The sequence below is a fragment of the Klebsiella sp. PK01 genome (assembly GCF_057624675.1).
In genome coordinates this window covers 599,927-614,862 of record NZ_JBYEZM010000004.1, presented here as the reverse complement: position 1 = coordinate 614,862, position 14,936 = coordinate 599,927, and the positions used below count along the sequence as shown (strand labels likewise).

General features: G+C 54.8%; 14 protein-coding genes. 8 read left to right on the top strand and 6 right to left on the bottom strand.

The window, feature by feature from the left end:
• Positions 1-16 precede the first annotated feature (16 nt).
• The 4 genes from AC22LX_RS16190 to mntR form a co-directional block, all read right to left on the bottom strand.
• Complete coding sequence (locus AC22LX_RS16190; RefSeq protein ID WP_047078438.1) at positions 17-1,393, bottom strand: glycoside hydrolase family 1 protein; 1,377 nt, start codon at positions 1,391-1,393, stop codon at positions 17-19.
• A gap of 156 nt (positions 1,394-1,549) precedes the next feature.
• Positions 1,550-2,590: an aldo/keto reductase gene (locus AC22LX_RS16185; protein ID WP_487334093.1), complete on the bottom strand. Its 1,041-nt coding sequence runs from the start codon at positions 2,588-2,590 to the stop codon at positions 1,550-1,552.
• 107 nt (positions 2,591-2,697) lie between these two features.
• Entirely contained in the window at positions 2,698-3,810 is a 1,113-nt protein-coding gene (locus AC22LX_RS16180) for an anion transporter (RefSeq protein WP_045395033.1), read from the bottom strand.
• Entirely contained in the window at positions 3,807-4,274 is a 468-nt protein-coding gene (gene mntR, locus AC22LX_RS16175) for a manganese-binding transcriptional regulator MntR (RefSeq protein ID WP_015367574.1), read from the bottom strand. Before mntR ends, AC22LX_RS16180 begins: the two co-directional genes overlap by 4 nt.
• Before the next feature lie 186 nt (positions 4,275-4,460).
• On the opposite strand from mntR, the gene mntS reads away from it, so the two are divergent.
• Together mntS and AC22LX_RS16165 are read left to right on the top strand one after the other, a co-directional pair.
• Positions 4,461-4,586, top strand: a complete 126-nt coding sequence (gene mntS / locus AC22LX_RS16170; RefSeq protein WP_045395034.1) for a manganase accumulation protein MntS — start codon at positions 4,461-4,463, stop codon at positions 4,584-4,586.
• A 268-nt stretch (positions 4,587-4,854) separates the two neighbouring features.
• The gene (locus tag AC22LX_RS16165) at positions 4,855-6,432 is read left to right on the top strand and encodes a phosphoethanolamine transferase (RefSeq protein WP_289577105.1); all 1,578 of its coding nucleotides are present in this window, start codon (positions 4,855-4,857) and stop codon (positions 6,430-6,432) included.
• A 69-nt stretch (positions 6,433-6,501) separates the two neighbouring features.
• Here AC22LX_RS16165 and ompX read toward each other — a convergent pair whose 3' ends face one another.
• Complete coding sequence (gene ompX, locus AC22LX_RS16160; protein ID WP_015367577.1) at positions 6,502-7,017, bottom strand: outer membrane protein OmpX; 516 nt, start codon at positions 7,015-7,017, stop codon at positions 6,502-6,504.
• A gap of 352 nt (positions 7,018-7,369) precedes the next feature.
• On the opposite strand from ompX, the gene rhtA reads away from it, so the two are divergent.
• From rhtA to ybiO, 6 genes are all read left to right on the top strand, one after another.
• Positions 7,370-8,257, top strand: coding sequence for a threonine/homoserine exporter RhtA (rhtA, locus tag AC22LX_RS16155; RefSeq protein WP_045364611.1), 888 nt, complete (start codon positions 7,370-7,372; stop codon positions 8,255-8,257).
• Positions 8,258-8,495: 238 nt separating this feature from the next.
• Entirely contained in the window at positions 8,496-8,999 is a 504-nt protein-coding gene (gene dps, locus AC22LX_RS16150; RefSeq protein ID WP_015367579.1) for a DNA starvation/stationary phase protection protein Dps, read from the top strand.
• 390 nt (positions 9,000-9,389) lie between these two features.
• Positions 9,390-10,136, top strand: a complete 747-nt coding sequence (gene glnH, locus AC22LX_RS16145; RefSeq protein WP_015367580.1) for a glutamine ABC transporter substrate-binding protein GlnH — start codon at positions 9,390-9,392, stop codon at positions 10,134-10,136.
• 125 nt (positions 10,137-10,261) lie between these two features.
• Positions 10,262-10,921, top strand: a complete 660-nt coding sequence (glnP, locus tag AC22LX_RS16140) for a glutamine ABC transporter permease GlnP (protein WP_045364618.1) — start codon at positions 10,262-10,264, stop codon at positions 10,919-10,921.
• A complete protein-coding gene (gene glnQ / locus AC22LX_RS16135; RefSeq protein ID WP_045395036.1) occupies positions 10,918-11,640 on the top strand; it encodes a glutamine ABC transporter ATP-binding protein GlnQ in 723 nt (240 codons plus the stop codon). Before glnP ends, glnQ begins: the two co-directional genes overlap by 4 nt.
• Before the next feature lie 111 nt (positions 11,641-11,751).
• Positions 11,752-13,950, top strand: coding sequence for a mechanosensitive channel protein (gene ybiO, locus AC22LX_RS16130; RefSeq protein ID WP_487334092.1), 2,199 nt, complete (start codon positions 11,752-11,754; stop codon positions 13,948-13,950).
• Here the strand turns inward: ybiO and rlmF are convergent.
• The gene (gene rlmF, locus AC22LX_RS16125; RefSeq protein ID WP_015367584.1) at positions 13,947-14,861 is read right to left on the bottom strand and encodes a 23S rRNA (adenine(1618)-N(6))-methyltransferase RlmF; all 915 of its coding nucleotides are present in this window, start codon (positions 14,859-14,861) and stop codon (positions 13,947-13,949) included. The two genes, ybiO and rlmF, sit on opposite strands and share 4 nt — an antisense overlap.
• Positions 14,862-14,936 lie beyond the last annotated feature (75 nt).

The window sequence follows — 14,936 nt, the reverse complement described above, 5'->3', positions numbered from 1 at the left end:
CACCGCCCGCTCGCCGTTACATCTCTTCGCCATTACTGTGGATAACCCGCTTCAGCCACGCGTAGCTTTTCTTAGGTACCCGCTTGAGATCCTTAAGATCGTGGTTTTCACGATTGACGTACACCACGCCGTAGCGTTTACGCATGTCGCCCTGCGAGCTAAGGATATCGATTAATCCCCAGCCGAGATAGCCTATCACCTGCGCCCCGTCCTCAAACATTGCCGCTTTCATGGCGTTAATGTGGTCACGGTGGTAGGCAATGCGGTAATCATCGGCGACCTGATTTTCGCCGTCCCAGGATTCGATCACCCCAATCCCGTTTTCAATTGGGAAGACCGGCAGCCGCCAGTCGTTGTAATAGCGGGTAATGATCGTGCGGAATCCCAGCGGATCGATCTGCCAGTTCCATTCCGTCGCTTTCAGGTACGGATTGTCCTGATTACCGAACAACATATAGTTGTTCACCGCCGTACCTGGCGGAATCGCGTCGCTATTGAGCGTACGGCTGGCGTAGTAGCTGAATGCCAGATAGTCGACCTTCACCCTCGCCATCAACGCGATATCTTCAGGGCGATAGATATCGTCAAAGCCTTCACGGGCGACAAAATGCATCACTTCCGGGCTATAACCCTCGCCCGCGTAGGCGCGCAGCAGGTTCTGGTTTAAAAACTCGTCCAGTTGCTGGGCGCACAGAATATCGCGCGGCTTACAGGTCGCCGGATAGACCAGCGCATGGGCCAGCATTCCGCCCATCAGACACTGCGGTTTGGCCTGATGGAGATAGTCGGTGAGATGGACGTGGGCCATCATCACGTGGTGCTGAATTTGGTAAAGCTCGCGCAGCGTTTTATCGCCACGCAGATAGCCGGTGATCAGAAAAGCCTCCGGCGAATGGTAAAGATTCTGTTCGTTGAAGGTCAGCCAGTACTTCACCTTATCGCCGTAGCAGTCGATCATCTTCTGGCCATAGCGGATAAAGGCGTCCTTTACCCGGCGGTCGGTAAAACCGTTGTAGCGCTCCGCCAGCGACAAGGGCATATCGAAGTGATAGAGGCAGATCATTGGTTCAATACCGCGGGCAATGAGCTCATCAATAAACTGATGGTAGAACGCAATCCCCTCTTCATTGAACTCGCCATCTCCCTGCGGGCAGACGCGGCTCCAGGCTATCTGGAAGCGATAGCAGTTCATGCCCAGATCCTGCATTAAATCGAAATCTTCGCGGAAGCGATGGTAAGAGTCGGTCGCCACCTTCCAGTCCGAGGCGAACTCCGAGGGTTCACGGATATCGTACACCGACATCCCTTTCCCCCCCTCATTCCACGCTCCTTCGGTCTGCATGCTGGAGACCGAATTGCCCCATAAAAAATCGGCCGGTAGTTTGTCTTTCATGGTTCGCCTCTGTATATGACTAGTCATTTAAAAGTTATGACTAGTCATATACAGAAAAACCACCGCCGAAGCAAAAGCAGGATCGTTTTCTGTGAGCCATACAAACAAAAAAGATCGCCGCAAGCGGCGATCTTTATAAGCACGGAAAAAACGGCGTTACTGCGCGTCAAGCTGCTTATGGCGATATTCCCCCTGGCGCTCCAGCATCCAACCCGGATACTCGCGCGGCAGCGCGCTGACCGCGTCAAGCTGGCGTAACTCATCTTCACTCAGGCGAATAGCGGTGGCCGCAATATTATCCTGCAACTGTTCGGCCCGTTTGGCGCCAATAATAACGCTGGTAACCGCCGGCTGATGCAGCAGCCACGCCAGCGCAATCTGCGCCACCGAGACCCCTTTCGCTTCGGCTATCACCTGCATGACGTCAATGCAGTCAAAGGCGCGATTTTTATTCACCGGCGGGAAGTCAAACTCCAGGCGACGACCGCCCGCTTCCGCCTGTCCATCGCGGCGATATTTACCGCTCAGCAGACCGCCCGCCAGCGGGCTCCAGACCATCAGGCCGAGACCTTCGCTTTGCATCATCGGCACCAGTTCGCGCTCCAGGTCACGCCCGGCAATCGTGTAGTAAGCCTGCAGAGAAGCAAAGCGCGAGAGCCCAAGGCGTTCCGCGATGCCCAGCGCTTTGGCGATTTGCCAGGCCGCCCAGTTAGAAACGCCGATGTAGCGCACGTGCCCCTGCTGCACCAGGGTATCCAGCGCCGACAGCGTCTCTTCGATAGGCGTCGCCGGATCGAAGCCGTGCAATTGGTAGAGATCGATATGATCGAGCTGCAGGCGGCGCAGGCTCTCTTTCACGCTGCCCATGATGTGATAGCGGGAGCTGCCGCGCGAGTTCACCCCGGCGGTGCCGGTTTCGCCGAACACTTTAGTCGCCACCACCACGTTTTCACGCGGTATCTTCAGGTTCTTTAACGCCTGGCCGGTGATCTCCTCCGAGCGTCCTTCTGAATAGACGTTGGCGGTATCGATGAAGTTGATGCCCGCATCCAGCGCGCTCCCCACCAGCTGTTCGGCTTCCGCCTGGCGCAACTGGCCGATTTTTCCCCACATCCCCTCTTCGCCGCCGAAGGTCATGGTGCCAAGGCACAGCTCAGAGACAAACAGGCCGGTATTTCCCAGTTTTTGATAACGCATAGCAGTGTCCTCATTCGGATGATTAACGTCAGCCAGATAGTTATAGCCCGAGCGTCGTCATCGCGAATGGGGTGTTCCTGCCCGTTTCTTGCCCAATCCTCTGAAAATCAGCGCCACAGCGCGAGCAAGGCGTAACCGGTGAGCGCCGCCCAGATCAGCAGCGGAATGGAATAAAGATGAAAGCGCCACCAGATCCGGCGGTCGCCGGCCATCCGCAGCGCAATCAGATTCGCCAGCGATCCGGGCAGCAGGCCAAAGCCGCCGACGTTCACCGCCCAGGCTAATAACATCGTTGGCGGCACGTAGTTGAGCAGCAAAATAGTCGACGGCACGTTGCTGATAAACTGCGACAGTCCGATTGCCGTCAGCCACAGCCCGCCGGGAGAGAGCTGGCCGACGCCGTTCAGCCACTGCTGCAGCACCGGCAGCTGCGTCAGCAGGTGAACGTCGATAAACATCGCCATAAACACCAGCAGCAGCGACCAATCGACGTTGATAATCACCGCTCGCGCCAGCAACAGGAATCCGACGGCAATGAGCGCCAGCCCCCACAGCTCCTGTTTCATCTCCAGCGCCGCCAGAAAGACAAGGTAGAAAGCAAGACAGCTCCACACCAGCTTCGGCCGCCACTCCGGCGCTTTGTCGCTACTTTGATAATTGAGCCGCGCGGCGGGGAAACAGCACCAGCATAGCACCAGCAGGGTAAGCATCATCGCCGCCGCCAGCGGCAGCATCTGGCCGATAAAAGCGAGGAAAGACAGCCCGGAGCGCCCCCACAGTAAGATATTCTGCGGATTGCCGATGGGTGTTAATAAAGAGCCGGCGTTAACCGCCAGCGCTTCAAAAATTATCAGCCGGTTGACCGGGATGGCGCACCATTTTTTTAGCGTCAAGGTGAGCGGAACGACAATGAACAGGGCGACGTCGTTGGTCAGAAAGGTGGAAAGTAGCGCGGCAGCCAGCACCATAAAGATGGCCAGCTGGCGTTCGGTGACGAAACGGCGCGCCATTTTGCGCCCCAGCACATCAAAATAGCCGCTCAGTTCAATCCCTTTGGTCAGCAGCATTAGCCCGCTGAGAGTAATAATAGTGTGCCAGTCGATAGCCTGTCCCCAGCGCTGAGGCGCGAAAGGAACGAACAGGCTGAGGATAACGGCGATAAGTAACAAAAGATGCAGGAAACGGTCACGGGCAAGCGACTGCACAAAAGGGAGATTCATTCTGCGTGTAATCTCTGGGTAAACAGCTTGAATTGCGCCAGCGTTTCTTCGCTAACGTGGTGTTCCATTCCTTCCGCATCGCGGCGGGCAATCTCCGGACTCACGCCAATCGCCAGCAGAAAGTTTTCCACAATCTGATGACGCTCTCGGCTTTCATGGGCCAGCTTCTCCCCCTCCGGGGTTAAGAAGATCCCGCGCCAGGGGATCTGTTCGATCAAGCCGACGCTCGCCAGACGTTTAAGCATTTTCGCCACCGTCGGCTGCGAAACGCCAAGACGCGCAGCCATATCCACCTGGCGCGCCTCGCCCACTTCGTTAATCAGATCGGAAATCAGCTCCACATAGTCATCAATCAGCTCGCGGCGATGCGCTTCGCGCACCTGACGGAACCCCTCTACGTGTTCTTCGACATTAACCAGCTGCGTCACTTTTTTAGTTATGGGCTTACCTGCGCGACGGTTCATTGTGCTTCCTCGTTGGTGTGACGCATCAAGCATCATATAAAAGGATCCACATTGTAATGGATTGCGCTCATAGCACAAAAAATTAACGTTTTAGCCATAGCTATAAAATATAGCCTGTGCTATATCTGTATGTAATGCAAACAGCCATCACGGATTTGACGGCGCGAAAAGGCAGGAGGAATAACCATGAACGAATTCAAGAGGTGCTTAAACGTGTTTAGCCATTCACCCTTCAAAGTACGCTTAATGCTGATCGGCATGCTGTGCGACATGATCAACGGCAAACCGCAGCAGGACAAACCTAAACATTAACGCGGCGTCGCGGTACGCCGCTTCATTTTTTTGTCATCTTTCCCCGCTAACCTATCTGGTTACCTCGTCTTTCAGCGCTTTTTTCAAGTTTTGTAAGCTTTCTCGCAAAACAATCTGTTATGAACAGTTGACCTTACCATTCGCAGGCCCTATCGTTTGTCAGCCCTGCCACTACTGCGGCTCGCAGAGACCCTCTTCACGCACTGTCCAGCAGGTTTTACCCCCTTGATGCCAGGGGACGAACATGGCGTCTTGTTGATTACGAATTATGAATGTCACTCTGAAAGAAACGCTGGCCGCCCGCAGACTGGCCCTGAACCCGTGGACAGGATTCTACTTTTTACAGTCGCTGTTGATTAATCTGGCGCTTGGGTATGAATTTAGCTTGCTCTATACCGTTGCGTTTACCTGCGTACTCCATCTGCTTTGGCGCACCTTCCCGCGCGTTCAAAAAGGGGTAGTTGGCCTCTATTCCCTGCTGGCCGCGATGTACTATCCCTTCGGCCAGGCTTACGGCGCGCCAAACTTCAATACGCTGCTGGCGCTGCACGCCACGAATGTTGAAGAGTCGACGGAAATTCTCACTATTTTCCCGTGGTACAACTATTTGCTGGCGGTATTCATCTTCGCTCTCGGCGTCATTGCCGTACGGCGCAAACCGCAGCCGCCCACGCGCCTTGGCAAAGTGGAATATCTGGGACTGCTGTTTAGCATCGGCATCTTTTTCCTGCAGCCTGTGCAGAATCTGGCCTGGGGCGGCGTCTTTAAAGTCATTGATAGCGGTTATCCCGCCGTGCGCTTCGTAAAAGACGTGATCGTTAATAACAACGAAGTGCTGGATGAACAGGCGCGGATGGCGCAGTTGGCTAACATGAAAGATAGCTGGCACGTGCTGGCGGTGAAGCCGAAGTACCATCTTTATGTCGTGGTGATTGGCGAGAGCGCACGCCGCGATGCGCTTGGCGCTTTCGGTGGCCACTGGGACAACACGCCGTTCGCCAGCTCGGTCAACGGCTATCTGTTTAAAAACTACGTGGCCGCCAGCGGCTCCACGCAGAAATCGCTTGGCCTGACCCTCAACCGGGTGGTTGACGGTAAACCCCAGTATCAGGACAACTTCGTCACCCTCGCCAACCGCGCGGGCTTCCAGACCTGGTGGTTCTCCAATCAGGGACAAATTGGTGAATACGACACCGCTATCGCCAGCATCGCCAAACGTGCCGATGAGGTGCAGTTCCTGAAAAACGGTGATTTTGAAGCCAATAAAAATACTCAGGATGAGCAACTGCTGAAACTGACCGAGCAAGTCTTATCAGTCGAGCGCAGCCAGCCGCAGCTGATCGTATTGCATATCATGGGCTCGCACCCGCAGGCCTGCGATCGTACCAAAGGCAAATACACCACCTTTGTGCAGTCAAAGGAGACCTCATGCTATCTCTACAGCGTGACGCAAACCGACGCGCTGTTGGCGAAGCTCTACGGTCAGCTGCAGAATTCCGGCAGCACTTTCTCGCTCACCTATTTTTCCGATCACGGTCTGGCGTTTAAAGAGCGCGGTAAAGCGGTGCAATATCTCGCCCATGATGACAAATATCAGCAGAACTTCCAGGTGCCGTTTATGGTGCTCTCCAGCGACGATAAAGCGCATAAGATGATTAAAGCCCGCCGCTCGGCGAATGATTTTCTCAGCTTCTTCGCGCAGTGGACCGGGATCAGCGCGCAGGAAATTACCCCGCGCTATCGCTTTATCTCGGAACAGAAAGCCGGACCGGTGTATATCACCAATTTCCAGTTACAGAAGGTGGACTACAACCATCTGGGCAGCGACGAGTTTACCGTCAACTAAACGGTATTGCCGAATCACAGGCAAAAAAAATCCGCCCCTTGAGGCGGATTTTTTATATCACCGAAGTGATTAGAAGCGGTAACCTACACCGGCAATCCAGGTGCCGACGTCAACGTTACGAATACGAGACTGCTCGTAGGAGAAGTCCAGGGCAACGTTTTCGATCGGGTTGAACTGCATACCAGCGCCGTAAGAGAAACCGTAGTCGCTCATGTCGGATTTCTGGTTCGGGAAGTTGTTGTTCTGGAATTTACCGTAGCCAACACCGATTACGCCGTAGATGCTCGCCCAGTCGTTCAGACGGTAAGCCGGACCAGCGGTGATGCCGTAGTACTGACCTTTGTTGTAAGTACCGTTGCTGGTGTTGTCTTTTTCGGTGTAGGTGAAGGAACCGATAACGCCCAGCGGGTTGTTATCTTGCTCGTAACGGTACTTAAGGTTGAAACCGCCTGCTTTGTTGGCTTTACCCTGCATGTCGCTCTGAGCGTAACCACCGGTAACGGTAGAAGTTGCAGCGAAAGCAGTAGTACCTACGGATGCAGCCAGAACAACGGCCAGTGCTGAAAGACGTGCAATTTTATTCATAACCACCTCAAATGTGTTTCTAATAAGTCCTAAGTCTTAAATATATCAAAAACTTTTGGGAAACTCTTTTGACTTTACATTGTCTAACATACTTTTTCATGTAAGCAAAAGTTTCCACGATTTCGTAACAATCTGGAAATCAAACACTTTTCGCGCAAAAAGTGCTTAACGATTGCCAGCAGCAAACGCTGCGCATCCAGATTATTCTTAGCCGTGAAGGCATTCCCCTACGTATTTTACGCCATTGTACTGTTTTTCCACCCTCTTTTTTCAACAATCGCTAAACCGTTAAGCGGTTATTCCAGTACACTGGAACCTTTACCTCTTTTGACAAACCCTGACAGGAGAAAGGATGCCCGGCTCGTCCCGTAAAGTTCCGGCGTGGTTGCCGATACTGGTTATTTTGATCGCCATGGTCTCGATTCAGAGCGGCGCATCGCTGGCGAAATCGCTCTTCCCGTTGATTGGCGCACCGGGCGTCACCGCTTTGCGCCTGACGCTCGGCACTTTAATTTTAGTCGTTATTTTTAAGCCGTGGCGACTACGTTTTGCCCCGCAGCAGCGGCTGCCGCTGTTCTTTTACGGCGTGGCGCTAGGGGCGATGAACTATCTCTTCTATTTATCGCTGCAGCGGATCCCGCTCGGCGTCGCGGTCGCGCTGGAGTTCACCGGGCCGCTGGCGGTGGCGCTCTTCGGTTCACGCCGCCCGCTTGATTTCGTCTGGGTGGCGCTGGCGGTGCTCGGGCTGTGGTTCCTGCTGCCGCTTGGGCAAAACGTAGGGGAAGTGGATTTAGTCGGCGCGCTGTTCGCGCTCGGCGCCGGCGCATTCTGGGCGGTCTATATTCTTACCGGCCAGCGCGCGGGTGAAGAACACGGCCCGGCGACGGTGGCCATGGGCTCGCTCATCGCGGCGGTGATTTTTGTTCCCATCGGTATCGTCCAGGCCAGCGATACGCTGCTGCAATGGTCGCTGCTGCCGCTGGGGCTTGGCATCGCCATTCTCTCCACCGCCCTGCCCTACTCGCTGGAAATGATCGCCCTGACGCGGATGCCCACCCGCACCTTCGGCACGCTGATGAGCATGGAGCCGGCGCTGGCGGCGCTGTCGGGAATGGTGTTCCTCGGCGAGACGCTGACCCTGACGCAAACTCTGGCGTTAGGGGCGATTATCATCGCCTCAATGGGTTCGACGCTGACCATGCAGCGGCAAAGCAAAATCGAGAAAGTCGATATAAATTAAGATTTTGTTACCGCACTGGCTCGCGTTCATAGCGAGCCAGCTATTTACTTTTAATTATCTGATTTTATAAATCTTTTTAAATAGCCAACAACTCTGCGCTATCGGACTGATATGGACAGCCGATGCCTCATATCCAATATCCCTTGCTATAATTAGTCCCGAAGTCATTTGGGACAAACGCTCTACATAATTCAAATTTGAAGTATGACGAGTATCAATATCAAGAGGATATGAAACTATGAGTACCGCAAAACTGGTTAAAACTAAAGCGTCTAACCTGCTCTATACCCGTAACGATGTCGCAGACAACGAGAAGAAAGCTACCGTTGAGCTGCTGAATCGCCAGGTGATCCAGTTCATCGACCTGTCGCTGATTACCAAGCAGGCCCACTGGAATATGCGCGGTGCCAACTTTATTGCCGTTCATGAAATGCTGGATGGTTTCCGCACTGCGCTCACCGATCACCTTGATACGATGGCTGAACGTGCCGTTCAACTGGGCGGCGTCGCTCTGGGCACCACTCAGGTCATCAACAGCAAAAGCCCGCTGAAAAGCTACCCGCTGGATATTCACACCGTTCAGGAACATCTGAAAGAACTGGCCGACCGTTATGCCATCGTGGCCAATGATGTGCGTAAAGCGATCAGCGAAGCGAAGGATGAAGACACCGCCGATATCTTTACCGCGGCTTCCCGTGACCTGGATAAATTCCTGTGGTTCATCGAAGCGAATATCGAATAAATGTCCGCAGCCGTCAGCGCCCGCTGGCGGCATTTTTCATTTCTCCCACTCTTCCCCCCGTAATCGCTTAGCTCGCCCTCTTTTGGTGCAGGCGCTTGTACACAATACGTACTAAAGTAAAACAATTGTAATAATCACCTCACACAATCGTTACAGCAAGATTGTTTTCCCATCAGGGTTTGCGTTAAAAATGCTCTGGTTATTCGCTACGTTTATATTGCACCAAAATGACGCCCTGTTACGGTGCATTTGCTTTATCGGATAACCGAAATTGTGCAAACGATATGAAAGCTCCTGTTGAAAAACAATGGCTTGTAAAACTGGCACGATTTTTTCATTAGGCTACACGTTCTCGCAGGGGCTCGTCCCGTGGATAAAAAAGGAAATACTATGAAGTCTGTATTAAAAGTGTCACTGGCTGCACTGACCCTGGCTTTTGCGGTTTCGTCTCACGCCGCAGATAAAAAACTGGTAGTCGCCACCGATACGGCGTTTGTTCCGTTTGAATTTAAGCAAGGTGATAAATACGTCGGCTTCGATATTGACCTGTGGGCCGCGGTCGCCAAAGAGCTGAAACTGGACTACACCCTGAAACCAATGGACTTCAGCGGCATCATTCCCGCGCTGCAGACCAAAAACATCGATCTGGCGCTGGCGGGGATCACCATCACCGACGAGCGTAAAAAAGCAATCGACTTCTCCGACGGCTACTACAAAAGCGGCCTGCTGGTGATGGTGAACGCGAAAAACAATGACATCAAAGACGTGAAAGATCTGAACGGCAAAGTGGTCGCCGTGAAGAGCGGCACCGGCTCCGTTGATTATGCGAAAGCCAACATCAAAACCAAAGATCTGCGCCAGTTCCCGAACATTGATAACGCCTATATGGAGCTGGGCACCGGCCGCGCTGACGCGGTACTGCACGACACGCCAAACATCCTGTACTTCATTAAAACCGCCGGTCAGGGCAAGTTCAAAGCGGTAGGCGAATCGCTGGAAGCGCAAAGCTACGGTATCGCCTTCCCGAAAGGCAGCGACGAACTGCGCGAAAAAGTGAACGGTGCGCTGAAAACGCTGCGTGAAAACGGCACCTACAACGAAATTTACAAAAAATGGTTCGGTACTGAACCAAAATAATAATTAGGCCTACTTCTCGCGGCCAATCCGCCGCGGGCTCCACGGCGCCAGGGTTTCATTCCCCGGCGCCGTATTCGCAGAGGCTTTCTCTGCTTTCGACACGGTAACAGTAACAGGAACACATTATGCAGTTTGACTGGAGTGCCATCTGGCCCGCCATTCCTATTTTGCTGGAAGGCGCCAAAATGACGCTGTGGATTTCGGTCCTCGGCCTGGTTGGCGGCCTTATCATCGGTCTGGTGGCCGGTTTCGCCCGCTGTTTCGGCGGCTGGATAGCCAACCACGTCGCGCTGGTATTTATTGAAATCATCCGCGGCACGCCAATTGTGGTGCAGGTGATGTTCATCTACTTCGCGCTACCGATGGCGTTTAGCGACTTACGCATCGACCCATTCACCGCCGCGGTGGTGACCATCATGATCAACTCCGGCGCCTATATCGCGGAAATCACCCGCGGCGCGGTGCTGTCCATCCACAAAGGTTTCCGCGAAGCGGGTCTGGCGCTGGGGCTCTCCCGTCGCGAAACTATCCGCCACGTGATCCTGCCGCTGGCGCTGCGTCGTATGCTGCCGCCGCTCGGTAACCAATGGATTATCAGTATCAAAGATACGTCGCTGTTCATCGTTATCGGCGTCGCCGAACTGACCCGTCAGGGCCAGGAAATTATTGCCGGCAACTTCCGCGCGCTGGAAATCTGGAGCGCCGTCGCCGTCATTTATCTGATCATCACCCTGGTGTTGAGCTTCATTCTGCGTCGTCTTGAAAGAAGGATGAAAATCCTGTGATTGAATTTAAAAACGTTTCCAAACACTTTGGCCCGACTAAAGTGCTGCACGATATCGATCTGAAGATCGACAAAGGTGAAGTGGTCGTGATCATCGGGCCGTCCGGATCCGGTAAATCCACGCTGCTGCGCTGCATCAACAAACTGGAAGAGATCACCAGCGGCGATCTTATCGTCGATGGCCTGAAGGTGAACGACCCGAAAGTTGACGAGCGCTTAATTCGCCAGGAAGCCGGAATGGTATTCCAGCAGTTCTATCTGTTCCCGCACCTGACGGCGCTGGAGAACGTGATGTTCGGCCCGCAGCGCGTGCGCGGCGCGTCGAAGGCGGCGGCGGAAACGCTGGCGAAAGAGCTGCTGGCGAAGGTGGGTCTCGCGGAACGCGCGCACCACTATCCATCCGAACTTTCCGGCGGTCAGCAGCAGCGCGTCGCCATTGCCCGCGCGCTGGCGGTGAAACCGAAAATGATGCTGTTTGATGAGCCGACGTCGGCGCTTGACCCGGAACTGCGCCATGAAGTGCTGAAAGTCATGCAGGACCTGGCCGAAGAAGGCATGACGATGGTCATCGTAACCCACGAAATCGGCTTTGCTGAAAAAGTGGCGTCGCGGCTGATCTTCATCGATAAAGGCCGCATCGCCGAAGACGGCGACCCGCAGGTTCTGGTTAAGAACCCGCCAAGCCCGCGTCTGCGCGAGTTTTTACAGCACGTAGCCTGATGCGCCCGGCTCTCCCCGGCAAGGGGAGAGCCGCTTTCCAGATTCATCCCAACGCTCCTCCTCGTCTGACCCCTTCTATACTTAGCAGTTTGAGATGCAATGGAGGCGCCCATGCCGTGGATCCTACTGTTGCTCGCTGCGCTGTGGATTTCTCCGCTGTCGGCGGCGTCATTGCCCGGCATACCGGCGGCGACAACCGACAAAAGCACAGCCAGCGAGCCTGACCTCGAACAGAAAAAAGCCGCCTGGGCGGCATTAGCTGACGTGCTGGATAATCCGCAGTCGCGGCAGGAGTTAATCGATGAGCTGCGTAAAGCCGCCGCCACCCAGCCGCCTGCCGCCGCCCCCACGCTGACCCCGCCAGAAGTTAAAGACGAGCAAACCGTTCTGGAAAGCGTGACGGAAGTAAGTCGTCAGTATAGCGAGCGCCTGTCGTCGCGGTTTTCTCAGCTATGGCGCAATATCACCGGCTCACCCCATAAGCCTTTCCATGCCGATGCGTTTCGCAATGCCGCTGGCGACTTCCTGCTGCTGTCCGGGCTGGTATTTGCCTTCTGGTGGTTAGTACGCCTGGCGGCGCTGCCGCTGTATCGCAAAATGGGCCATTGGGGAAGGCACAAAAACAGTGAGCGCAATAACTGGCTGCAGTTACCGGCCACCATTGCTGGCGCTTTCATCATCGACCTGCTGCTGCTGGCGCTAACGCTGTTTATCGGGCAGCTGTTAAGCGATCGTTTAAACGGCGGCAACCGAACCATTGCTTTTCAACAAAGCCTGTTTCTTAACGCCTTCGCGCTGATCGAGTTTTTTAAAGCCATCCTGCGAGTGATTTTTTGCCCGCGAATCGCCGATTTACGCCCCTTCAATATCAGCAACGAACACGCAACGTACTGGAACTTACGCCTCAGCGCCTTGAGTAGCCTGATTGGTTACGGGCTGATCGTAGCGGTGCCGATTATCTCCAATCAGGTTAACGTGCAGATTGGCGCGCTGGCCAACGTCATCATAATGTTGTGCATTACGGTGTGGGCGCTGTATCTGATTTTCCACAACAAAAGCGCCATCACTCAGGGGCTTATCCATCTTGCCGACCGCTCGCTGCCCTTCTTCAGCCTGTTTATTCGCGCTTTTGCGCTGGTCTGGCACTGGCTGGCCTGCGCTTACTTTATCGTGCTGTTCTTCTTTTCGCTCTTTGACCCCGGCAACAGCCTCAAATTTATGATGGGCGCGACGCTACGTAGCCTGGCTATTGTCGGCGCCGCGGCGCTGGTATCCGGTATTTTGTCACGCTGGATAGCTAAAACCATCACCCTGTCGCCAGAAACGCAACGCCACTACCCGGAGCTGCAAAAGCGGCTCAACGGCTGGATCTCCGCCTCGCTGAAAGCCGCGCGGATCCTGACGGTATGCGTGGCGGTGATGCTGTTGCTGAGCGCCTGGGGACTGTTTGATTTTCAGCAATGGCTACACAATGATGCCGGACAAAAAACGGTGGATGTCCTGATTCGTATCGCGCTGATCCTGTTCTTCTCCGCCGTCGGCTGGACCCTGCTGGCAAGCCTGATTGAGAACCGCCTGTCATCGGACATTCATGGACGCCCGCTGCCCAGCGCTCGCGCCAGAACGCTGCTGACGCTGTTTCGCAACGCGCTGGCGGTGGTCATTACCACTATTACGATAATGATCTTATTGTCGGAAGTGGGGGTGAACATCGCGCCGCTGCTGGCGGGCGCCGGGGCATTAGGATTGGCCATCTCTTTCGGCGCCCAAACGCTGGTCAAAGATATTATTACCGGCATCTTTATCCAGTTTGAAAACGGGATGAACACCGGCGATCTGGTGACCATCGGGCCATTAACCGGCACGGTGGAACGGATGTCGATCCGCTCGGTGGGCGTGCGCCAGGATACCGGGGCGTACCATATTATTCCCTGGTCTTCGATAACCACCTTCGCCAACTTTGTGCGCGGGATCGGTTCGGTGGTCGCCAACTATGATGTCGACAGGCAGGAGGATTTGGATAAAGCCAATCAGGCGCTGAAGGCGGCGGTCGACGATCTGATGGCGCAGGAGGAGATCCGCGGGCTGATTATTGGCGAACCGTCGTTCGCCGGGCTGGTAGGGCTGAGCAATACCGCGTTTACCTTACGCGTCAGCTTTACGACGCTGCCGCTGAAGCAGTGGACGGTACGCTTTGCCCTCGATACCCAGGTGAAGCAGCATTTCGACCGCGCCGGCGTGCGCGCGCCGGTACAAACCTGGCAGGTATTGCCGCCGCCGGGCAACGCAAACCCGGCGGCAGAGACTTAAAATGGACGGCGGCGCTTTGCGTCGTCCATAAAACTCCAGGCGATAAAGCGGCTCTGTTTCTGCCCCTGCGCCATCTCTTTTTTCACCACTTTCACCGCGCCGACTTCGGTCAGCAGGCGATACAGCGGCGGCAAATTATCGCCGCGGGAGACCAGCGAGGTAAACCATTTAACCTGGCGGCCGAACTGCTGGCTTTCGCGGATCATCTGCGAAATAAAAGCCACTTCGCCGCCTTCACACCACAGTTCCTGCTGCTGGCCGCCGAAGTTCAGTACGCTATCTTCCCCCAGCCCCAGATTACGGCGTTTACGCTCGCCGCCGGCACGCGCGCTGGCGGCGGAATCGTGGAACGGCGGGTTGCAGAGGGTCGCATCATAGGTTTCATTCTTATGAATGATGCCGGTAAAGATTGCCTGGCCCTCTTTCTGACGACGCAGACGAATTTGTCGCGTCAGCCCTGGATTGCCGTTGATAATCGCCTGGGCGCTGGCAAAGGCCTGCGGGTTGACTTCGCTACCGGTGAAGCGCCAGCCGTATTCATGCACGCCAATCAGCGGATAGATGCAGTTCGCGCCGGTACCGATATCGAGAATGGTGGCATTTTTCGGGATCTCGCCGCTATCCTGCGCCAGCAGGTCGGCCAGATGATGGATATAGTCCGCGCGTCCCGGCACCGGCGGGCACAAGAAGCCGTCAGGAATATCCCAGTGTTTTACCGCGTAAAAGTGCGCCAGCAGCGCCTTATTCAGCGCCTTCACCGCCAGTGGATTAGCAAAATCAATGGTTTGCTCACCTACCGGATTCAGGGTGATATAGCTTTGCAGCTCGGGATGAGTCTGGCACAGCGCTGGCAAATCATAGCGTTGGTGATGACGGTTACGCGGGTGCAACCCCGGCTTTTCGGCTTTCATGGCAATCTCCTTTCAACAGCCGCGTAAGATACCCGTTGACGGCGGCGCGGTAAATAAGGGAGTCTGGATATCTTC

Coding starts and splice junctions, on each gene's coding strand:
- AC22LX_RS16190 (WP_047078438.1), bottom strand. CDS start 1,393: ATGAAAGACAAACTACCGGCCGATTTTTTATGGGGCAATTCGGTCTCC.
- AC22LX_RS16185 (WP_487334093.1), bottom strand. CDS start 2,590: ATGCGTTATCAAAAACTGGGAAATACCGGCCTGTTTGTCTCTGAGCTG.
- AC22LX_RS16180 (WP_045395033.1), bottom strand. CDS start 3,810: ATGAATCTCCCTTTTGTGCAGTCGCTTGCCCGTGACCGTTTCCTGCAT.
- mntR (WP_015367574.1), bottom strand. CDS start 4,274: ATGAACCGTCGCGCAGGTAAGCCCATAACTAAAAAAGTGACGCAGCTG.
- mntS (WP_045395034.1), top strand. CDS start 4,461: ATGAACGAATTCAAGAGGTGCTTAAACGTGTTTAGCCATTCACCCTTC.
- AC22LX_RS16165 (WP_289577105.1), top strand. CDS start 4,855: ATGAATGTCACTCTGAAAGAAACGCTGGCCGCCCGCAGACTGGCCCTG.
- ompX (WP_015367577.1), bottom strand. CDS start 7,017: ATGAATAAAATTGCACGTCTTTCAGCACTGGCCGTTGTTCTGGCTGCA.
- rhtA (WP_045364611.1), top strand. CDS start 7,370: ATGCCCGGCTCGTCCCGTAAAGTTCCGGCGTGGTTGCCGATACTGGTT.
- dps (WP_015367579.1), top strand. CDS start 8,496: ATGAGTACCGCAAAACTGGTTAAAACTAAAGCGTCTAACCTGCTCTAT.
- glnH (WP_015367580.1), top strand. CDS start 9,390: ATGAAGTCTGTATTAAAAGTGTCACTGGCTGCACTGACCCTGGCTTTT.
- glnP (WP_045364618.1), top strand. CDS start 10,262: ATGCAGTTTGACTGGAGTGCCATCTGGCCCGCCATTCCTATTTTGCTG.
- ybiO (WP_487334092.1), top strand. CDS start 11,752: ATGCCGTGGATCCTACTGTTGCTCGCTGCGCTGTGGATTTCTCCGCTG.
- rlmF (WP_015367584.1), bottom strand. CDS start 14,861: ATGAAAGCCGAAAAGCCGGGGTTGCACCCGCGTAACCGTCATCACCAA.